16 protein-coding genes are annotated in these 22,299 nt (G+C 41.1%); 4 read left to right on the top strand and 12 right to left on the bottom strand.

Going from position 1 to position 22,299, the window contains the following annotated elements:
• Positions 1 to 668: 668 nt before the first annotated feature.
• On the top strand, positions 669 to 1,259 hold the full coding sequence (locus tag ACHWSC_RS22920; protein WP_201664830.1) for a riboflavin synthase: 591 nt from the start codon (positions 669 to 671) through the stop codon (positions 1,257 to 1,259).
• Between the two features lie 91 nt (positions 1,260 to 1,350).
• On the opposite strand, the gene ACHWSC_RS22915 is transcribed toward ACHWSC_RS22920, so the two are convergent.
• Together ACHWSC_RS22915 and ACHWSC_RS22910 are read right to left on the bottom strand one after the other, a co-directional pair.
• Positions 1,351 to 3,150, bottom strand: coding sequence for a chloride channel protein (locus ACHWSC_RS22915; protein WP_394678289.1), 1,800 nt, complete (start codon positions 3,148 to 3,150; stop codon positions 1,351 to 1,353).
• A gap of 6 nt (positions 3,151 to 3,156) precedes the next feature.
• Entirely contained in the window at positions 3,157 to 4,095 is a 939-nt protein-coding gene (locus ACHWSC_RS22910; protein WP_120334676.1) for a hydrogen peroxide-inducible genes activator, read from the bottom strand.
• A gap of 226 nt (positions 4,096 to 4,321) precedes the next feature.
• Here ACHWSC_RS22910 and ACHWSC_RS22905 point away from each other — a divergent pair, with 226 nt between their 5' ends.
• Positions 4,322 to 6,484 carry a S46 family peptidase gene (locus ACHWSC_RS22905; protein ID WP_394678288.1) on the top strand — a complete coding sequence of 721 codons (2,163 nt, stop codon included), beginning with the start codon at positions 4,322 to 4,324 and terminating at the stop codon, positions 6,482 to 6,484.
• Between the two features lie 164 nt (positions 6,485 to 6,648).
• Here the strand turns inward: ACHWSC_RS22905 and ACHWSC_RS22900 are convergent, their stop codons facing one another.
• Positions 6,649 to 7,827, bottom strand: coding sequence for a MalY/PatB family protein (locus tag ACHWSC_RS22900; protein ID WP_182981058.1), 1,179 nt, complete (start codon positions 7,825 to 7,827; stop codon positions 6,649 to 6,651).
• 181 nt (positions 7,828 to 8,008) lie between these two features.
• On the opposite strand from ACHWSC_RS22900, the gene ACHWSC_RS22895 reads away from it, so the two are divergent.
• A complete protein-coding gene (locus ACHWSC_RS22895) occupies positions 8,009 to 8,392 on the top strand; it encodes a diacylglycerol kinase (RefSeq protein WP_394678287.1) in 384 nt (127 codons plus the stop codon).
• On the opposite strand, the gene ACHWSC_RS22890 is transcribed toward ACHWSC_RS22895, so the two are convergent.
• Entirely contained in the window at positions 8,375 to 8,863 is a 489-nt protein-coding gene (locus ACHWSC_RS22890; protein ID WP_394678286.1) for a hypothetical protein, read from the bottom strand. The genes ACHWSC_RS22895 and ACHWSC_RS22890 overlap by 18 nt on opposite strands.
• 265 nt (positions 8,864 to 9,128) lie before the next feature.
• Here ACHWSC_RS22890 and ACHWSC_RS22885 point away from each other — a divergent pair, with 265 nt between their 5' ends.
• On the top strand, positions 9,129 to 9,317 hold the full coding sequence (locus tag ACHWSC_RS22885; RefSeq protein WP_075992013.1) for a hypothetical protein: 189 nt from the start codon (positions 9,129 to 9,131) through the stop codon (positions 9,315 to 9,317).
• Between the two features lie 155 nt (positions 9,318 to 9,472).
• Here ACHWSC_RS22885 and ACHWSC_RS22880 read toward each other — a convergent pair whose 3' ends face one another.
• From ACHWSC_RS22880 to ACHWSC_RS22845, 8 genes are all read right to left on the bottom strand, one after another.
• Positions 9,473 to 11,206, bottom strand: coding sequence for a thiamine pyrophosphate-dependent enzyme (locus tag ACHWSC_RS22880; RefSeq protein WP_120334681.1), 1,734 nt, complete (start codon positions 11,204 to 11,206; stop codon positions 9,473 to 9,475).
• Between the two features lie 302 nt (positions 11,207 to 11,508).
• Positions 11,509 to 13,290 carry a glycoside hydrolase domain-containing protein gene (locus tag ACHWSC_RS22875; RefSeq protein WP_394678285.1) on the bottom strand — a complete coding sequence of 594 codons (1,782 nt, stop codon included), beginning with the start codon at positions 13,288 to 13,290 and terminating at the stop codon, positions 11,509 to 11,511.
• 129 nt (positions 13,291 to 13,419) lie between these two features.
• A complete protein-coding gene (locus tag ACHWSC_RS22870) occupies positions 13,420 to 14,202 on the bottom strand; it encodes a zinc-dependent peptidase (RefSeq protein ID WP_394678284.1) in 783 nt (260 codons plus the stop codon).
• Between the two features lies 1 nt (position 14,203).
• Positions 14,204 to 14,965, bottom strand: a complete 762-nt coding sequence (locus ACHWSC_RS22865; protein ID WP_088161069.1) for a hypothetical protein — start codon at positions 14,963 to 14,965, stop codon at positions 14,204 to 14,206.
• A gap of 168 nt (positions 14,966 to 15,133) precedes the next feature.
• A complete protein-coding gene (locus ACHWSC_RS22860) occupies positions 15,134 to 16,417 on the bottom strand; it encodes a glucose-1-phosphate adenylyltransferase (RefSeq protein WP_075992008.1) in 1,284 nt (427 codons plus the stop codon).
• A gap of 6 nt (positions 16,418 to 16,423) precedes the next feature.
• Positions 16,424 to 17,836 carry a glycogen synthase gene (locus ACHWSC_RS22855; protein WP_394678283.1) on the bottom strand — a complete coding sequence of 471 codons (1,413 nt, stop codon included), beginning with the start codon at positions 17,834 to 17,836 and terminating at the stop codon, positions 16,424 to 16,426.
• 35 nt (positions 17,837 to 17,871) lie between these two features.
• Positions 17,872 to 19,830, bottom strand: coding sequence for a 1,4-alpha-glucan branching protein GlgB (gene glgB / locus ACHWSC_RS22850; protein WP_394678282.1), 1,959 nt, complete (start codon positions 19,828 to 19,830; stop codon positions 17,872 to 17,874).
• A 2-nt stretch (positions 19,831 to 19,832) separates the two neighbouring features.
• A complete protein-coding gene (locus tag ACHWSC_RS22845; protein ID WP_376749010.1) occupies positions 19,833 to 22,292 on the bottom strand; it encodes a glycoside hydrolase family 31 protein in 2,460 nt (819 codons plus the stop codon).
• Positions 22,293 to 22,299: the final 7 nt, after the last annotated feature.

The following is a 22,299-nucleotide window of genomic DNA, read 5'->3' as shown; positions in this document are numbered from 1 at the left end:
TACCACACAGCCCTCATCCTCCTCCCAGAAATTTATAAAAGAAATTAAACAGCTTGTTATTAAGTATTTACGAGAATAATAATCAAAAAAAACGATCACAAAAAAAAGCTTAGCATTCGGTCGGGCGACCTGCTAAGCTTTTATAAATACCTCTTTGTAAGAGGCAATCAACCTAAACCTAGGACAAAGATAGTGGTTCAAATGATATAAACAAAAATTTTGTTATATTTTTTTTCAACTCCCATAAATTTGTTTTAGCACAGCAATCACAAAAGGAATAGTAAGTGTACAATGTACACTACAATCTTTTTGCATTTTTCAACAGGTTATTTTTTTGGTTGCTTTGCTCAGCTAGTCCCAGCCACAGTATTTAACCCTTGCATTATTTATCTTTACAACAGAATGACCGGTCATCTCCTGCCCTCATTTTAGCTATCACTTTTATCTTTAAGTACTCAATTGCATCCGTAAATATACCCTACACGTCAATACAGGCCACAATTGTTGATTGCCCCTTAACTTTCAAGTTTGCCATTCAACTTAACTTGGTGGTGAAGTCTGATTTCAGATGTAATCACCATGAGCTCTTATCTACCACATTGTGCTATCTAAACATCGATATTTCATTTAATTATTTAGTAACTTTGGAATCAATCAAAAAAAATATCATGTTTACTGGAATCATAGAAACCCTAGGAAAAATAGAAAATATCGAACAGGAAAAAAGCAATATCCATTTTTACGTCAGTTCTGCTATTTCCAATGAACTTAAAATAGACCAGAGTGTAAGTCATAATGGCGTTTGCCTTACCGTTGTGGGATTGAACAATAATCAGCATAAAGTGACGGCAATTGATGAAACCTTGCAGAAGACAAATCTCGCTCAATTAAAGGTGGGCGACCTGATCAATCTGGAACGTTGTACTTTGGCAGGAGGAAGATTTGATGGACATATCGTCCAGGGACATGTGGATCAGACTGCGCGATGTATCCAAAAGAAAGATGAAAATGGTAGTTTTATTTTCACCTTTCAATATGATGTTTCCAAACAAAATATCACCGTAGAAAAAGGATCCATTACCGTAAATGGTATCAGCTTAACAGTAGTAGACTCTAAAGACGATCAGTTTTCAGTTGCTATCATTCCGTATACACTAGAGCATACCAACTTGCAACAAGTTGAAGTGGGTAGCACAGTCAACTTGGAGTTTGATATTATCGGAAAATATGTCACAAAGATAATGGCTTTACGCGCTTAAAAAATTTGCTATGCTTCCTCGGGTTTAAAGCCGACCCAAGGGAGCATATCCGAACACGCTTCGTTTCGGGTTCTAACAATGTATACTCAGTTTATTCCAAATAGTGTCCCTGACGTATCAATAACGCGCGATATTTATTGAATACACTCGATTTGGAAACAAAGCCCATATACTTATTTTCACCCCCCAAAACTGGAAGTATCCACGTGTCGTCCTTATTCATTTTAGCCATCACGATTTCCATGTTTTCATTGATTCCTACCGTATCATTTGGCTTCTGAGCTAACTTTTCGAAGGTCGTATCTCCTCCATCCACTTCACCCAATAATACTGAGAATAGAAACTCGCTATAAAGAAGCCCCATAAATTTGCCTTCGTAATCCACTACCGGAAAGATATTGCGTTTACTATGGATAATGTCTGTTTGTCGACCTTTTGGTGTTTCGTCGGGGCGTAAGATCACAAAATTAGTTTCCAATACATATTTTATCCGCATCATACTTAACACGGATCGATCCTTGTCTTCATAAGAAATCAGATCGCCAGACTCCGCCAATACCTTGGTGTAAATGGAATGCTTTAAAACCGACCGATTAATCAAATAGGAAATGGAACAAACCAGCATCAATGGAACCATCAACGTATAACCTCCGGTCACTTCTGCAATCAAAAATATACCTGTCAACGGCGCATGCATAATGCCGCTCAACGCACCGGCCATCCCCGCTACCACAAAATTTGGTACATTTAGCTCCGCAATTCCCGTCAAATTTACACCATAAGAAAATGCAAAGCCCAACAGACCGCCCATCACTAAACTTGGCCCAAATACCCCACCGTTTCCACCGCCATTTAATGTAAATAACGCAGCAAGGGATTTTCCAAATAAAGTCAATATCGTATAGCCCAAAACTACTAATCCCATATCCTTGTAGTCTGAGAACAAGCTGTTCTTAACAATCGAGTTAAACTGACCATTGAGAATCTGCTGAATGGTAATATAGCCCTCACCATACAGCGCTGGGAATACAAAAATCATCAGACCCAAGGCAATACCACTGACCCACACTTTATTATAGGGATTCTTAATCTTAGAAAACCATTTCCCCACACTCCTGGAAACACGTGCAAAGTAAATCGTATAAAGCCCAATCAGCACAGCTAATAGCAAATAAAACAGTAATGCCGAAACTTGCCAATCGGAATTGAACGTACTGAATAAGGGTTCATTATAAAGCACCCGAGAGACAACAGAAGCCAATGCCGATGAGATCAGCAAAGGAATAAACACTGGAATTGAAAATTCGGGAAGCAAGATCTCGATAGCAAAAATCATTCCTGCCAAAGGACTGTTGAAGGCGCCTGAAATTCCTGCAGCTGCACCACAAGCTAATAACATGGTAACTTCCTTATACTGCAATCCAAAAAAACGGGCGATATTAGAACCGATAGAAGAACCACCCAAAGCAACAGGAGCTTCCAAACCACAGGACCCGCCAAAGCCAACGGTAATAGCCGATGTCACCACCTGAGAATAAATATTGCTGGGATCCAATCGGCTGCCCTTCCGACTGATGGCATAAATAATCGGGGTAATCCCGTGCTCCATCTTCTTCCCTTTCAAAAATTTACGAACAAAAAACACGCTGAGCAAAATCCCTATCAATGGAAAAATCAAGTAAACCGAGTATTTTACTTTCCAATCGATATCATCCTGTATAGTCGTTGCAATAAAATGGGTTAATCTTTTTAGCACAGATGCCATAATACCACCAACAATTCCAACCAAAAATGCGAGTATGATGATAAAGTTCCGGTTAGAAACTTTCTTCATCCGCCACTGATTGATCTGGTCTATTTTTTTAAAAAAACGTCTTTTGAGGTTTCTCATATCGTCCTATTGAAAGCTCAACACTTCCTTTTTCTTTTTTGTTTTGAATTTATCGGGCACTACGGCCAATATTTCTTTTTCTAAGGCCTGAATTGCATGTCTCTTTACATAATTTTGCGTCGTCACCAATGATATCTCCCGTACTGGTTCCGGTGATTTGAAATAACGGATCCTATCCAATTGTTCATCGGAATAATCCCAAATCGACAACTCAGGCAATATCGTGATTCCGTCGTTGATATCTACCATACGTTTTAGGGTCTCTACGCTACCCGTATTATACTCAAATCGCCCTGTAAGATCTTGATTATGTTTATGATGACAAATATTAAGCACCTGCCCGCGCATACAATGTCCCTCATTGAGCAACCAAAGTTTATCATCGGCAATATCATCACCACTCAGTATTTTTTTTGGAAACAGCGGACTATTGGCTGAAATATAAGCGACAAAATTTTCGTAAAATAAGGGTGATTCCAAAATCCCCGGGTCATTTAAGGGAGTAGATAGCACACCACAGTCCAGAAGTCCGACCTTCAATTCATGCACAATCCGTTCTGTTGTATATTCCCAAATCTGCAATTGTAGCTTCGGATACTTTTCCATAAATGTGGTCAGCACATTCGGAAGTAAATAAGGTGCGATTGTCGGGATAACACCGACCCTTAATGTACCCTCAATTTCCCCTTTTTTATCCTGTACGATCTCATTGATCTTTCGGCTTTCCGTCAATACCAATCGAGCTTGAAGAATAATTTTCTCGCCGATTTCTGTAGGAACAACAGGCTGACGGCTCCGGTCGAAGATTTTTGCCCCTAAAGACTCTTCAAGTTTTTGTATTTGCATGCTCAACGTAGGTTGCGTGACAAAACATTTTTCTGCAGCTGCAACAAAACTTCGGTAGGTATCAACAGCTATAATATATTCCAGTTGGATTAAGGTCATCTTACTATCTTTAAAGCACAAAATTACGAATCCTGTCGTAAACCAATATCAAATCCTTTATAATTAAAGTCAACAGGAGTATTTGGCCTGCCGATTATACAATAAATACCTTGCCAAAAAGGTCCAGTATATCCACTATTGTTACATTAGTTCACATAAAAAATCGATTTCATCAAAATGCTTTTCTTAAATTTGGAGATTTACAATAGTTGATAGTTAAAATCCTATGAAGTTTATAAATCGTACGACAATTGCACTAGCTTTATTCTTAACCATGGCAAACAGTCCTTATAGCAAGGCAAATCCCGATGAGGGAATGTTTCCATTGAGCGAATTAAATAGAGCTGGATTGAAGAAAGCTGGGTTAAAGATCAGTGAGAAAGACATCTACAATCCCGGTCAGGTCGGACTGGTAGATGCCCTGGTTCAAGTCAGTGGATGTACAGGGTCGTTTGTCTCAAACCGTGGTTTGATCATTACCAATCACCACTGCGCTTTTTCTGCCGTTCAACTCGCCAGTACAGCAATCAACAATTACCTAAAAAACGGGTTTGTAGCCCAAAATCAAGAACAGGAAATTGAAGCAAAAGGATTAAAAATAAGAATTACCGATTCTTATGAGGATGTTTCTACTAAAATATTAAATGCTGTCGCCAACATCAGCGACCCAGTAGAGCGTATCAATACGATCAAACGTAAACAACAAGAACTGGTTAAACAAGCGGAAAAAGAAGATCCCACGATTAAAGCTGAAGTATCGGAAATGTTTATCGGTAAAAGTTATGTCCTATTCCGTTATAAAACAATCGAAGACGTTCGTTTAGTTTATATTCCACGTCAAAACATCGGCGAATTTGGTGGCGAAACAGATAACTGGGTATGGCCACGCCACACGGGAGATTATTCTTTTCTGAGAGCTTATGTCGGCAAAAACGGAAAATCTGCACCTTATTCTAAAGATAACGTTCCTTACCAGCCCAAAAAACACCTTAAAGTCAATCCAAATGGTGTACGGGAAAATGATTTCACCTTTATCCTTGGTTATCCCGGAAAAACATTCCGACACAGACCAGCACAATATATTCAATATCAACAGGAATATCTTTTGCCTTACGTATCCAACCTGTATGATTTCCAAAATAAACAGATGGAGGAAGCAGGAAAAGACAATACCGATATCGCCTTGTCCTTGGCAACACGCATAAAACGTAATGCGAATGTATTGAAAAACTATCGTGGTAAACTCAAGGGCTTACGAGGAATCGACTTGCTATCGACAAAAAAACAAGAAGACGAAGCACTGGCAGCGTTTATCTTAAGTAAACCCGAACTGAAAAACAAATATGGAAGTCTACTCACTGATATTGACGCCTATTATCAGCTGAGCGATCAAGATGCCCTGAAAGAACTTTGGATAAATAATATTTACAATAGTACGAGCTTATTGAAAGTAGCCCGCGACCTGAACGTTCTGAAAACCAACTTGGCAAAGGAAAAATCTTCCCAAGCTGCCAAGCAGCTTTTCGATCTGAATATCGAAAAATTAAAAATCGCTGTTAAAGAAACCTACGAAAGCTACAATAAACAGGCTGATCAGCGTATTTTCTCCAGAATGTTGGAAGATGCTATTGCATTCCAAGGTAAAAATCAATTGGCCTCCATTCAAAAATTGCAATTTAATACGGCTACTGCACAAGAATTTGCAACAGAGATTATTCAGAACAGTAAACTTGTCGATCAAAATTACATACTAAATACTGTCTTGGCCAATGCCGATGCACTTCAGAAATTTGACGACAAATTATTGGATTTCCAGGGCAAATTGAACAATGATATTGTCCAGTTCGCTGCTGAACAAAAAAGACGTGAAGGGGTACTGAACAAATTAATGGGCGATTATGTTGCCGTCAAGGAAATTTTTCAGGCCAAAAACTTTATTCCTGATGCAAACTCAACCTTACGTCTGACGTATGGGCACATCAAAGGCTACTCTCCTGCTGATGCAACTTATATGAAGCCATTTACGACAATCGAAGGAATCATTCAAAAAGGAAATCTTGGTTTAGCAGAATTTGACTACCCACAAGAAATCAAGACTGCTTACCTCAATAAAAATTTTGGCCCTTATCTTCAAAAAGACCTGGGATCTGTGCCGGTCAATATCTTATATGATATGGATACTACAGGTGGAAATTCAGGATCTCCAATAATGAATGCCAATGGTGAATTAATCGGTGTAAATTTTGACCGTGCTTATGACGCAACAATTAATGATTTCGCTTGGAACGAGAGTTACAGCAGATCCATCGGAGTCGACATTCGTTATGTCCTCTGGGTTGCCGATAAAATTGACAACGCGCATTTCATTCTGAAAGAAATGGGTATTTAATAGGGTCTAAAACAAACCTAAAAAAATCCGCTGCATCGAGAGATACGGCGGATTTTTTTGTTCATTACGCTATTTCCTTTTCGCTCGGCGGCATGATACTATGAACGAAGAACTCTCCGTAAATCGGAACCTATTCATCTACTAACGCAGCATCTATTCGTATGCTATTTTGCTCCTTGCAGTAAAGAGGAGAAAACAGTCTTCAAACGCAACAAGCCTGTTGTCAAGACTTCCCTTGAACAAGCAATATTGAGGCGAATAAAGGCGTCACTCCCCTTGCCATACATCGCACCGACATTGACCTGTACATGTGCCTCGTCCAATAAGAGCTGCCCCAATTTTCGACTTGAAATCCCCAAAGCCGCGCAATCTACCCATACCAGATAAGTGCCCTCCAAAGGAAGGACATGCAAAGCAGGCAGGTATTCCGCCATAAAGCCCTTCAAATAAACATAATTCGCATGAATGTAGCTTAAAGCTTGATCCAACCATTCCCCACCCGACTCATACGCTGCGATCAGGCCTGTAATGGCAAAGGGACTTATGCTACTTATCTCGTTGGCTAAGAAAGCCTGCTGCACTTTCCTTTTGAGTTCAGGATCGGCCACGAAGACCGTAGCGACCTGGAGTCCTGCCAAATTAAAGGTTTTACTCGGTGCTACACAGGTAATCGAATTCGCCAAAAAGGCTGCACTGATGCTCCCAAAAGGAATATGTGTATGGCCCTCAAATACCAGATCGCAATGAATTTCATCCGAAATGACTAAGACCTGGTGCCGCAAACAGATTTCACCGAGACGTTCAAGCTCAGCTCTAGTCCAAACACGGCCAGCGGGATTATGTGGACTACATAAAATAAATAACTTGACTTTCGGATCACTAGCTTTATATTCAAAATCTTCAAAATCAATAGCATACTCACCATTGCGGTAAATCAAGTCATTGGAAACCACTTCGGCTTGATTGCGTTCTATTGAGGAAAAAAAACAATGATATACAGGCTCTTGAACCAAAACCTTGTCACCGGGTGAGGTAAATGCGCTAACCAAAGCCGAAAGCGCCGGTACGACACCGATCACAGGAAGTATCCATTCCGGCTGAAGTACAAATTTATGCCGCTGCGAAGACCAGCTCATAACCGCGCTGTAAAAAGCAGCTGGAATAGTAGCATACCCATATACAGCATGTTGAACCCGCTGCGCAAGCGCATCCACAACAGGTTGTGCTGCTGGAAAGTCCATATCCGCAACCCAGAGTGGAATCAAATCGTCATAATCATGTTGATTCCATTTGACCGAATCGGTACCACGACGAACAATCGTTTTATCAAAATTATAGATCATACAGCAATTTACTCAAAATTAGGCTGCATTTGTAATAAAAGCCCTATAAAGTAAAAAGGATGAACAAGAAAGCGGATCAGATGGATATGGCAAAGGAATAGCTCGGACTAAATACAATAAAAAATCCAGTATGCCTAGATAAGCAGAAAGCGCTATCTTTACAGAAAATAGTAGGACAACTATGGCCAAAAACAACTTTTCATTTCGTGCTAGATTAAAGAGTTTTCACTATGCCTTCAGTGGGCTAAAAGCAGCCTGGCACGAAGAACATAATTTCAGGGTGCATTGTATAGCGGCCATTATTGCCATTATCCTGTCATTTGTGCTTCACATAAGTACCCACGAATGGATTGCTGTACTCTTTTCCATTGGTTTTGTATTTGTCTGTGAATTGTTAAATACCGCATTGGAAAATATAGCCGACTTTATCTGTCCAGAAAAGAATCCAAACATAAAAAAGATTAAAGATGTTGCCGCAGCGGCAGTGATGATCAGCAGCATCACTGCACTATTGATCGGCCTCTTAATTTTTATTCCCAAGCTAATCTCATTGGCCCTTCGTTAAATTTTCTAAGGCAAATTTCTCATCAAAAGCTATCTTTTTAGGATCGGCAAAAGTCATTTTTCCAGCCTTCTCTTCCATCGCACCATAACCTTCCAGTGCACGCTCCTGGGATAGTTTAAATATCACCTGGCGGACGGATTCCTGTCCCTCAGAAGAAAAAGTATAATCGGCAGTTAAAATATCCCCCTTCAATACACCATCAATATGTCCCTTATTACGATCTTTTTCCTTCCAGGCATAGCTTAGATCACCCTGTACCTTTTCTCCATCAATAGTGATTGATAATGAAATGGTATCGCCATTTTTAAGGTATTGATACGTACTCTTTCCTGTAAGAAACCTCCCGGTATCCAAAGGTTGAGTACTTTGAACAGTGTCATTGAGTTTCGCGGAAGTATCCTGTTTTTTTTGTTCCTGATGGCAAGCAGCGCAACACAGCAACACTATAAATCCAAAATTGATTATCCTCATCGTGTTTTTTTGTTTGATAGTATAGATAGCAATTCAAAAGAAATTTTGTTTTAAATAACTAACATTTAAAAATTTAAAATTCAGAAAACAAAAAGCAAGCAAATATTGTTTATAAGTTAGATGGCACTCGGCTATTTTAGCACGATATAAGCTATTAAAAATAAACAATTTAGTAACAATAAAATTATTGCTGGCTTATTGTAAAGCTAATTTTTATTAGTAAATTGTACTCTATAAAATTCAGGAATTCTTAACCAATATTAGTATGAAAGATGTAAGCTTTAAGAAATTTGATAGTGGATGTACATCACTCACAAAATTGTCCATTGAAACAGACTTGGCTATTATTGTTAAAGAGCAAGTTACCATTTCTTCCGAATCCAAAGTTGAAAAACTCAGACGCTGTAAAGAAGAATTACTTAAAAGTCTTTGGTTTGTTCAACGTCAATGTTGAGATAACATTTTCCTCCAAATTTCGACTATCCGCTGATCAGCATCTTATGGTCTGACAGCCACACATTCAAGTCACTTTTAACACAAAACAAGCCCCTCCGCTGTTATGCTTCGAGGGGCTTTTAATATGTTTAACAATTCGAATATCACAAGTGATTAAAGCGATTTCAAATGTTTATAGTTCGACTTAATGGTATCCCATACTTCTTCGAAATTACCCGACAACATTAATTTTGCCATACTTTCTGTCATCCCTTTCATTTGACTGAAGGATATCTTGGGCGGCATAGCCAATGCATTGGGATTGGTATATATATCGATCAGGACAGGCTCATCCGTCATGCCAAGAGCTTCAGTGATAACAGCATCCACCTCTTGGGGCTGAGTCACCGTAAATGCGCGTATTCCCATCGCTTGCGCGATCATCGCAAAATCTGGATTGACCATATTGGTTTCCTGATCTTTCAGACCTGATACCTGCATTTCTAATTTAACCATACCAAGTGCACGGTTGTTAAAGACGATGATTTTAATCGGTAAGTTATATTGTTTTATTGTTGCGAGATCCCCCAACAACATGGATAGTCCCCCATCACCACAAAAAGCAATAACCTGACGTTCAGGATGTGTCAATGCCGCTCCAATAGCCATTGGCATGGCATTAGCCATAGACCCATGGTTAAAAGACCCCAGCATGATACGATCCTTTCGCTGATTAATATAACGTGCTCCCCACACACAGCACATCCCGGTATCAAGTAGAAAAATCGCATCATCACTGGCTTTTTGATCAATGGTATGCGCAACAAATTCAGGCTGTATCGCGCATTCACTGCCCGAATCGTCCACATAAGTCATGAGATCTTCCTTGACCTTTTCATAAGAAGCAAGCTGCTTCTCCAGAAATTTTGTATCCGAACGCGCTTCCACAAAAGGCAATACCGCTTTTAAGGTATGCTCGATATCCCCCACAAGCCCATAGTCTACGATGGATCTGCGACCAAGCTTTTCACCTTCAATATCAATCTGGACAATGGTTTTGTTGGTCGGTATAAAATCTTTATAAGGAAAATCAGTCCCCAAAAGTAAAATGAGATCCGAATGATGCATACTTTGAAATGCCGACGCCATGCCCAAAAGTCCGGTCATGCCAATTTCATTGGGATTGTCGCGTTGAATATCCAACTTTGCTTTAAATGAATAACCCACCGGCGCATGGATCTTTTGTGATAACGCTACAATTTGCTGCTGTGCTTTCTTGGCTCCCACACCACAGAACAAGGTTATCTTTTCTGCTTGATTGATATATTGGGCTAATCGCCCAATTTCCATCTCAGAAGGTCTAATTTGCGGCTCGGTAAAAAAAACCTTCGTTGAGGTATTCATTTGAACCGCTTCCATTTCTGAGACATCACCAGGCAAACCGATAACCGCCACATCCCGTTTAGAAATAGCCTGTTGTAATGCATTTTGCACCATACGTTGCACCTGTTCAGGCCGAGTGATCATTTGATTATAGCAAGAACAATCATCAAACAATTTGATTGGATTGGTTTCTTGAAAATAATCGGTTCCAAATTCGTATGTAGCACATGTTGATGCGATCACAAGCATGGGTACCCGTGTCTTGTGTGCTTCATAAACACCATTGATCAGATGCACATGTCCTGGTCCACTGCTTCCCGCACAACAGGCGATCCCGTGCAAATCAGCCTCTGCCGTTGCGGCAAATGCCCCCACTTCCTCATGTCTTACATGGATCCATTGCATCGTTCCATCTGCATGAACAGCTTCGTTGAAAAAATTTAAACTATCGCCCGTTACGGCATAAATACGCTGAATTCCCGCATCCTTTAAAAGACCCACAATCTGGTGTGCTACATTTTTCATACCTATACTATAATTTAAGATTTTGTGACAGCGACCTTATGCAAATTATGTTATCGCCACTTAATAACAACAATAATTTAGCGTAATGGTTTGGGATATTACCTGAACAATACTGTATTACCCAAGCGTATAAAATGATCGCATGTGCAAGGATAGCCTCAACGGGAAGCAAGGATACACTGCGCCGAAAATTTCAGCCAACAATCCGCTGCACTTAAAATAGAAAAAGATTATAATCAACAAAAAAGCTGCTTCAAATTGATTGAAGCAGCTTTTTTGTTGATTATAGACTTAATAAATCCTTAGTTGATTTGTCGCGACAATTCATCGGCAAAACGCTTTGCATCATTGAGATCTTTATTCCAGTCCGCATAGCGTTTAGCGGTATTCAATTTTGCAATTTTCGCATTTAGCTTCGCTAGGTTAGCTTGATCTTTTGACTTCTCCAACTTTGCTTTAAGAATGCCGACTTTGGTATAATCTTGAATACCTTCCAACATACGTTCATAACGGATAGAGCTTCTTCCTTGTGGATAAACAATATAAGTGTCTCCCGCTGGCCATGTACGGAACCTTGAGTCATGCAGCGGATCTTTCACCCAGGAGTTAAATGCCCAACGTAATGCTCCATCGAAGCCTGCCGCTAGCGCATACCAAGCCATATAGGTGGATTCTGCTGGATCCGAGAACGTGAATTGATTTGGGAATTCGTCCGAACAGCAAACATAAAATGTCGTGATATACCCTTTTTTACGTCGCTCAATGAGATCTTTCTGATCAAAAGGATCTCCAGCGGCAACGCTGATATCGGTACTTTTATGATAGCGTTGGTAGCTTTTGTGATTATCTGCAAATGCAACACCAAATTCGGGCGCTACTTTTTCCAACAATGCTATTGCTGGATCCATTTCCTCCCGGCCTCTTTCATCCATCGCAATATTGGTAATCTTTAACCAGCCCTTTGCGGTAATGTGTTTACTAAAATCCTTTAAGAAAGGCGTCCATAGTTCCTCGAATATAGCTGTACCGGGCTTCGCAATAACATTGACCAGTTCATTTTTGCTTTCATCGAAATAATGTACCTCGTTATTCCATGGTAAAAGCGAATAGCAATTGATCTGTTTGTTGACCCCCAGGTCCATCATAAAGTTTACCCACCGATCAAAAACAGTATAATCATAGGTCCAGGAACCGTCTTTTGCCTTCTTCCAGGTGATCATATCCGCATAAGGATCATAGGTCTGTACGTTCCAGGCATCCTTATTTAAAGTCGCAGTAATCACTTTTTGCCCTGCAGCTGCAAGTTGTTTCATGGTAGGCTTCAACGCTTCAAAATGCTCATCGCTCCACATTTTCACATTATTGACGCGGGCAACTGCCGAAGGGTGTTGCCATTGATCCAAATGATAAGTCCACTGGGATGCAGGTGGCAGCACATGATTTTGCACATTGACCGTAAGTTGTAACTGTTCCTTTACCTGACCATTTTGCTTAACCGAAATTGTCGTTTTATATTGTCCAGCAGCAGCTTCTTTGGGAACCTTTACTGTAATCCATACAGGACGGACTTTCTTAGCTTCAAGGTCATAACTTTTCAGATCATCCAACATATCTGCCGAAAGAGAAGCTTTAAAATCTTCTGGTTTACGATGGCCACAACCACTTGCAAATTCGTCAGTCATGACATAACGAACAAAACGTGCTTGTACCGCATCGCTACCGATCACCTTGCCTGTTGTAGACTTTAATTCACTTGCCGATACAGCAACATCTGCTGCGGCAGCACTGGTCCATAACAATACTTGCGCCGATACTTGTTCACCTTTCCAGGCATCCACAGCCGCCGTACGTTGTGTTGTCAGATTTGGATTAACAGATTTTGGATAACGTTTGTCTATCGATACAAACGAAGCATGTAGGCCGGTTTTAACATTCGACCAGTTGGATAAAGTATCCTTTGTGGGATCGGCCATTTCAGTAAATGTTGTCCCTGTAGCAAAACGCTGCTGGGAAAATCCCGGATTACTGCCACAAAATAGCATACAAGCCAGGGCAATAGAAGAATAAATTGTAGTTTTAGGCATAACAGTTATAATTAACAAAACTTTAGCGAAGCGATGATCTTCTTTCCAGCCCAGGAGCAGGGTGCTCGCAGAAAAAAGGCAAACAACTTCTGTTTGCCTTAAAAATACTAAAATTTTATTTATCTATAACTAACTTTGTTCAAAAATTTCAGAAAGTGCTTTATAGAGCTCGGCATGATGGGTCTTGAATTTCGCAGGGTTCTCAAAGAAATATTCAGACGCAACCGCAAAAAACTCAGCTGGATTGGTCATGCCGTATACATCAATATCAGATTTATTTTCTTTTATCTTGGTAATTTCTTCCCGTATCAGATTCATAAAAGGAATGACTGAAGCTTTATCCATCAAATGTGTGGGAATGCCATCCACTGTGCCATCGGTTTTATCGATCAAGTGCACAAATTCGTGTATCGCTGTATTCTGTCCATCCTTTGGATTCTTAAAGCCATACTCCAGTGCCGATTTAGACAATATCATTTGTCCATTCATGGCTCCCTCACCCACCATACCCATAATATTGCGGTCAGCATGGCCTTCAAATTCATAGGCTGTATTGAATTGGGAAGGATAAACCATAATATTGGTCAAATTGGGATAAGTCCATTTCTTAAAGGCAAATATTGGAATAATTGCACTGGCGGCAATCATCATATAATCTTTCAGCTCAACCGCTACACCCACACCTTCAATCTTGACCGTATCCAAAAATTTTAAACAGCGGGTTTCAAATTCCGCTTTGTCCGCAGTGGACAGATTGCGGTAATAGGCAACTTCTTTTTCTAGAATTTCCTTGCCTTCGTCGCTTAATACACGTTTAATCGCTTTGCTATTTTTGGCCGTACGATTTAACAGGTAATAAACAACATAAATGGTTACTGGTATAAGCAGTACAATGAATAGTTTTCCTAGCATATTATTTGATCTGTATCCATTTGGGATCCCGAGCCTGCAAATTACGCAAAAAGCCTTTAAAATGTGAGGTTCCAAATAAGATTAAAATCTTTTGCTGTGGAGCGTCAGCAACTAACGAAGCCAGGTTCTCTTCCCTTTTTTTCATGACAAATTCTTTATCAAATTTGTTTTTTAATGCCGCTTTTATAGGTTTGCAGGAATAAGGTTCCTGGAGCGGTGTTTTGTAATCACAATCATCCAGGTTGATCGCACCATACAGGTATTCAAACTCGTCAAGCAATTTATTTTTGGGAATATCCGCATTTACCGCCGTTTCATAATTCACCAGAAAAAAGGAATAATCGGGCTGACTAATGATTCGCTGCCCCAGTTTACGGTACATGGGCGCCCGAAGAACCCGGGAGGTATCGCCCGGTATTTCAATACATTGCTGCAACCCTAGCCGATTGCCTGTAAGCTTTCTAAATTTGCGGTCATATAGATCACGTTGTGCCGCACTATCCACCTGATAAGCGATGCTTTCATAAAAAACAACATAGCCCGAATGTTGAAGAGAATCTACAGCACGCTGGATTTGATCATAGTACACACGTGTACCCAGATGCCGCATTGGAATATAAACGACTGTTCGATTGCCGTTACGAAGTTCAAATCTACGCGAGGCGTCACGCAAGACACCACTACCTTGAACCATCAATGAGGTATCACAACCTACAAAGACAAACAGTATAAAAAAAAGGGAGATAACCTGTCTCAATTGCATACGATTTCATTATATTAAAATGCTCTTTGCCAGCAAAGACAGTACCATGAAACAATTATTTTACTACCTACCCGTAAATTGAACCTGTAGATTAGCCGTATTTCCCGGTACTTCCATTAGAATAACTTGCAATGATAACAATATATTATCTCCCTTGTTCTATAAATTTTATAGGCTTGTCAATCCTATTGTTGTTCCGTTTGGAATAACCGCATTTTTTTTGATAACAACAATGCCGTCACAAATGGTATAGGTAGGATGATTGGCATTCAGCAAATGAGGTCCGCCATTGATTCGGACATCGTTGCCGATACGACAATTTTTATCCAAAATAGCATTCTCAATATAACAGCGTTCTCCAACACCCACCACAGGTATATTTTTCCGCTTTGCATCCTCCATATCGACGAGATCCTCATAATAGTCAGACCCCATCATATATGTACCGCGCACCACAGATCCTGTACCAATCCGCGAACGAACGCCCACGACGGAACGGTCTATTTTATCCGCTTGGATAATACAGCCGTCCGAAATGACAGAATTGATCAATGTTGTACCCGAAATTTTAGAAGGTGGCAACATCCTTGGACGGGTGAAAACCGTATTTTTATCAAACAGATTAAAGGCCGGAATATTATCCGTCAAACCAATGTTGGCCTCATAGAAAGAACCTATGGTACCGATGTCTGTCCAATAACCCTCAAATTGATAGCTAAGCACCCTATTCGTATCAATTGCATCGGGAATAATTTCTTTTCCAAAATCCATTCCGCGATTCTCTTCAAGCATACGTTTCAGGACGCCTTTTGAAAAAACATAAATACCCATAGAAGCCAGGTATTCCCTACCCTCACCCTTTAAATGGTCGCTCACTTCTGAACTCCAGTCCACCAGCTGCTCACTATTCGGCTTCTCAATAAAAGAGGTAATGTGATTCTTTTCATCCGATTTCAGTATTCCAAAACCAGTGGCATCTTTGGCGTTTACTGGAATAGTCGCAATGGTCAGGTCGCCTTCGTTTTCGACATGAAAGTCAACCAGGGCATCAAAATCCATTTGATACAGCTGATCCCCCGATAAAATCAGTACATAGTCATAATCAATACTAGCCAGCTTCCGAAACGATCGCCGCACGGCATCTGCCGTACCCTCGAACCATTTATCGCCATCATTGGTCTGTTCGGCAGCCAGGATATCAACAAAGCCCTTACTAAAAATACTAAAGTTGTAGGTATTCTTAATGTGGGAGTTGAGTGACGAAGAATTGAATTGTGTCAACACAAAAATCTTGTTAAAACCCGAATTAAGACAATTCGAGATGGGAATGTCCACCAAGCGATATTTCCCGGCAATGGGAACCGCTGGCTTAGACCGTTGATCGGTCAATGGATACAGACGTGAGCCCCTTCCTCCGCCCAAGACGATAGCTACTACATTATGACGTGACATATCAAATTACATTATTTGGTTATATAGACTTATATACTTCGCTGCAGATTTATCCCAAGAAAAATCCAACTGCATCATTTTACGTTGATTCTCCTCAAACTGCTTTTTACTGTCGTAAAAATTTATAGCCCGAACAATCGCTGCAGTAATTTCAGTGATTGTCAAACTATCAAAACCTATACCGTAGCCATCATTTTTCAGATCGATTACCGTATCTTTTAATCCCCCCACCTGATGCACGATCGGCAATGTACCGTACTTCATCGCATAGAGCTGATTAAGCCCACAGGGCTCAACACGGGAAGGCATTAAAAGAAAATCCGCACTGGCATAAAGCCAATGAGCAAGGCTTTCATCATAACCAAAGAACACATCAAAATTATCAATTCCATCATCGACGAGTGATTTCACACGCGACTGGATCGCTGGGTCTCCGGCACCCAGTATAAATATACTTAATCTATCGCGATATTTCTCCGTCAAATCCAAAATTATCTCCGGTAGTAAATCCGCTCCTTTTTCTGTTGCAAATCGGCCGATAAAAACAAGCAGTGGTCGATCTGGATTGATTTTATACTGCTTCGCCAAAGCCTCTTTATTTTTCAATTTGCCGGAAAAAGCTTGTACAACATCATAGTTTTCGAGCAGAGTATAATCAATTTTGGGATCCCAGATTTCCCAGTCAATTCCATTGACAATACCGACAGATTTATTTCGCTCATCATAAAATAGATGCTGTAAGCCATTTGCTTCCACATAAAGCTCTTCCAGGTAGCCTTCAGATACCGTTGTGTAAGCATCGCAACATTTAATTAGGGCTGCAAGTGGGTTAATTAAACCATCCCAGTCCAATAATCCCCATTTCCAGCTATCGAAAGCAGGCAACAGAATGGCTTTGCTCCAATGTGTCCAGCCCTGATATTGCCCATTGTGCACGGTGGCTACCGTTTTAACGTCGGCAAGAAAATTATAGTCATTGCTATACTTCATCAAAAAAGGCATCAAACCGACATGATGGTCGTGGCAATGCACGATATCAGGTACTATAGCTTTATCTTTAAACCAAGCCAATACCGCATGTTGAAAGGCGATAAACTGTTCGCCTTCATCGGGATAACAATACACCTCCTGCCGATCGAGTTTGCCAGGAATCTTAATCAAGTAGAGCTCAAAACCAAGTACCTGATGATCTTCCTTATAAACGCCGTAGCTCAGCAATTCAGATCCTTGATAAAAAGTACCTTCATGAACTAGGCTAAAAGCATGATCCCTAACAAAAGGACGATCATACCAGGGCATGACAACCGCCGCCTCCCACCCCAGCTTGGTTTGGTATTTGGGCAGCGCTCCCACCACATCCGCGAGACCACCTACTTTGGCCACGGGATAACATTCTACACTCAAGTGAAATACTTTCATTCTTCTTTTACAGCATGAGATTTAATAACAAGATTTTATACAGGGATACGCTCGCTTTGTTTAATTGGATCAACTTCCTTTACCACGCTCTTTCTTTTCAGAATATATCCGCCAAGCGGAGGCAAATGAAGTTGTGCAGACTGTACTTGGTTCATCCAATGCAGGTGCTCACTATGGACAACGGGATGATGTATACCTGAACCGAAATAAGTCAAATCATCCGAATTCAGCAGCACTTCCCATTCACCGGCGTAAGGTAAACCAATACGGAAATGTTCGCGAACAACAGGCGTTAAGTTAAGTACAACAACCGTATCATCCCAGGAGTCAAATCCCTTTCGCCAATAGACCACAATCGAATTTTCACGATCACCGGCATCTATCCATTCGAAACCTGCAGCATCGAAAGCCTTTTGGTAAAGACTTGGTTGAGCTTTATAAACCGCGTTCAGATCGGCTACAAATCTTTTCATCCCCTGATGAGGCGCAAACTCCAGAAGATGCCAATCAAGCGATTGGTTTACATTCCACTCTGAAGTTTGCCCAAATTCACCGCCCATAAACAGCAATTTTGTTCCCGAAAAAGTATACATAAAGAGGTACAATGCTCTCAAGTTGGCAAACTTTTGCCATTCATCGCCTGGCATTTTATAAATTAGGGACTGCTTTCCGTAAACCACCTCATCATGTGACAACGGCAGCATAAAATTCTCATGGAAAGCATATACTGTCGCAAAGGTGAGTCGATCATGATGATAACTGCGGTTAATCGGATCCTCTTTAAAGTAATCCAACGTATCATGCATCCAGCCCATCATCCATTTCATTCCGAATCCCAATCCACCAGCATACGTTGGCCGACTGACACTCGGCCAAGAAGTAGATTCTTCGGCGATTGTCTGCACATGTGGAAAATGTCCGTAAACAGCCTCGTTCAGCTCTTTTAAAAATTGTACCGCTTCGAGATTCTCATTTCCTCCAAATTCATTGGGAATCCACTCGCCTGCATTTCGACTATAATCCAAATACAGCATAGAAGCTACCGCATCGACCCGAAGTCCATCGATATGAAAACGATCCAACCAATAAAATGCATTACTGATCAAAAAAGAACGCACTTCATTTCGCCCATAGTTAAAAATATAGGATTGCCAATCGGGATGAAACCCTTTCCTGGGATCTTCATGTTCGTATAAGCTCGTGCCATCAAAGCGATAAAGACCATGTGCATCACCGGGAAAATGCGAAGGAACCCAATCCAACAATACGCCTATTCCGGCGGCATGCAGCTCCTCAATCAGATACATGAGATCTTGTGCAGAACCATAACGCGAACTCGCCGCAAAATAACCTGTTATCTGGTATCCCCAAGAAGGATAATAGGGATGCTCCATTAAAGGCATAAACTCCACATGCGTGAAATTCATTTCCTTCACATAAGATACAAGTGCCACGGCGATTTCGCGGTAGTTGAGCAAAGTATCCGGACTTTCCGGATCCCGCGACCAGGACCCTAAATGTACCTCATAGACCGACCAGGGTTGATCCAGCCTATTTCTAACGGCACGCTCCTGCATCCATTGCTTATCCTGCCACTCGTACCAGGTCGAATGAACAACGGAAGCAGTCTTTGGAGCAACTTCCCACCGAAAGGCAAACGGATCACCTTTCTCGAGTTGCTCACCAGTATAGGTCTGGATAACATATTTATATGTCTCTCCATTGCCAAGCCCCGGAATAAACCCTTCCCAGATTCCGCTACCATCCCAGCGCACAAAGAGCGCGTGATGCTCCTTATCCCAAAAATTGAAGTTACCTGTGACGCATACCGATTTTGCATTTGGAGCCCAAACTGCAAAATAAACGCCTTTTTCGCCATTGACTTCCAGTTCATGTGAACCAAACTTTTCATACAATTTGAAGTGCTTACCCGACTGGAATAAGGCCACATCAAATTCAGAAAAGAGACTGTGCGGAATTACTTGATTGGCCATGTTTAACCCTCTATCAATATGTTATCAAATTCTCGTGCGACATTAATCCAATACCGCCCCTTTTCATCTACTTGTACTTTTGTATCAATACCATCAGTCTTCACCTTCTTCACTTGAAATGGCAGGCCGATCAACTGTAGTTTATATTCTTCGTATCGCTCTGTAAAAAGTCCATCTCGTGTTTGTTTGATCGACAAGGATTCTTTGAGCCCCGAAACCGTAAAGCATTTTTCAAGATAAATATCTTGCTCATACGCAAAGGTGTCGCCATGATCTGAATACACATACGAACGGGTTACACCTTCAGCGAAGTAAACATTGAGCTGTAGCTCCTCAATTTTCTTTTCACCAGTATATTGCATCACCGGGTATTCAGGGATAACAGATCCCCCGCGAATGAAAATCGGCATTTCATCAATCGGCGTGGCGACCGTATGTTCCTTACCGCCCACGTAGATTTCATTATTGAAATAATAGAACCAAGTGCCCTCGGGTAGATAGACAATCTTGCTTTTCTGTCCTGGCTGCAATACCGGGGAAACCAATATTTTATCCCCAAAACAGAATTCCTCCTCACGTTGCCAGTTGGTCGGTATATGCTGCTCGACCATGGAAATCGGGCGTAATATTGGAAAACCATACTTGGTCTGCTCCCAGAAACAGGTATAGATATACGGCAACAACTTATACCGGAGTTCGATAAATTTCCGATTGATCTTTTCCCAATCTTCCCCAAAACTCCAGGGCTCCCGGTCGCGGGTATCGCCGGCAGAATGCACACGCATAAAGGGCGAGAAAACGCCAAATTGCATCCATCGCGTAAATAACTCGCCGTCGGGTTCGCCCGTAAATCCACCGATATCTGTTCCGCAGAAGGACATCCCCGAAGTCGATAGACGCTGCAATTGCAAGGTTCCCAGCTTGAGGTGTTCCCAACTCGCCAGATTATCGCCGGTCCAAACCGACGAATAGCGTTGTGTACCCGCATAAGCCGCTCGGGTAATGGTAAATGGGCGCTTATTTTTATACAATTTCTTTAAGCCATCATAGGTAGCACGGACCATCTGCATGCCATAGACATTATGTGCCTTACGATGTGACCCCCGATGGCCGTCGTATTGGTGACGTACATCGTCGGGGAATGTTCCGCGGCCAAATACCGCCGGCTCATTCATATCGTTCCAGAAGCCTGCAACACCATCTTCCACAAGCCCTTGGTATAATGTGCCCCACCATTGGCGAACCTCCGGATTGGTAAAATCAGGAAATTGACAACGTCCGGGCCACACAAATCCTTCCATAAAATAATCGTCCCCTCGACGACAAAAATATTTATTCTCTTTTCCTTCCCTGAACACCCAGTAGTTCTCATCAACCTTAATACCCGGATCGATCATCACCACGGTTTTAAAACCATCATTGGCCAAATCACTGATCATGTTTTTAGGATTAGGAAAATACTGTTTATTCCAGGTAAAACAGCGGTATCCTTCCATGTAATCGATATCAAGGTAAATAGCATCACATGGAATCTGTCGCTTCCGAAACTCCTCAGCAACCTTCCGGACATTCGCTTCGGGATAGTAACTCCAGCGACACTGATGGTAACCAATTGCCCACAAGGGTGGCAGGTAATGCGTACCTGTCAACGTATGATAACGACGGATAACATCGATAATATGCGGACCATGGATATAATAGTACTGCAGTTCCCCGCCTTCGGACCAAAAGCTTGTTTTTCCCGGATCTTCCGCAGCGAAATCAAAATACGTTTTAAAGGTATTGTCAAAGAAAATCCCATAGGCCTCACCATCTTTTAAGCCGATATAAAATGGAATAGTTTTATACAATGGATCTTGATCGTAAGCAAAAGCATAGGTATCTGAATTCCAGTTTTTAAGTCTTTTACCTCTCAGATTCAATTTAGTGGCCTTGTCCCCAAGTCCATAAAAAGCTTCATTTTCAAAGGCCACTTTCGTGCTATATACATAGTACCCTCCAAAATCAGGATTTTCCTCCCAGTGCATCGGTGCCAAATCAGCGTTAAACAGCTTCCCTGAACGATCAGCAAAAGAAATCAAAAAGTCATTCTTATTGATCTTACAAGAAATTGTATTCGTATGAACCAGATAATGGTCAGTCTCTTCCTTACATTGATGTATACTAACACGATGATCTTTCTTAGCCAAGGCATAGGAAAAATCCTCCAAAAAAGTCCCTTGTGGAGCCAGTCTCACCCTGACGATCTCGTCCGTGACGATCTTTATTTCTACCTTGGCTTTGCCGTCAGAAAAATAATAAGACTTATCGTTTTGATTGTGGGCTACTATGGTTTCAAGGTATTTCTTTTCAATTTTAGGTAAATCCAATACCGGATTATTCACATGATGCATACTCTCCAAAGTACCATCATTTTCCTCCTCATTTAGTGTGGTTTGATTTAGGTTGTCGTCTTCAAGCATAGTTGTA

The sequence above is a fragment of the uncultured Sphingobacterium sp. genome (assembly GCF_964277905.1).
Lineage (GTDB): Bacteria > Bacteroidota > Bacteroidia > Sphingobacteriales > Sphingobacteriaceae > Sphingobacterium > Sphingobacterium siyangense.
Note: the sequence above shows the minus strand (reverse complement) of the source record. Positions and strands in the feature narration are given on the sequence as shown.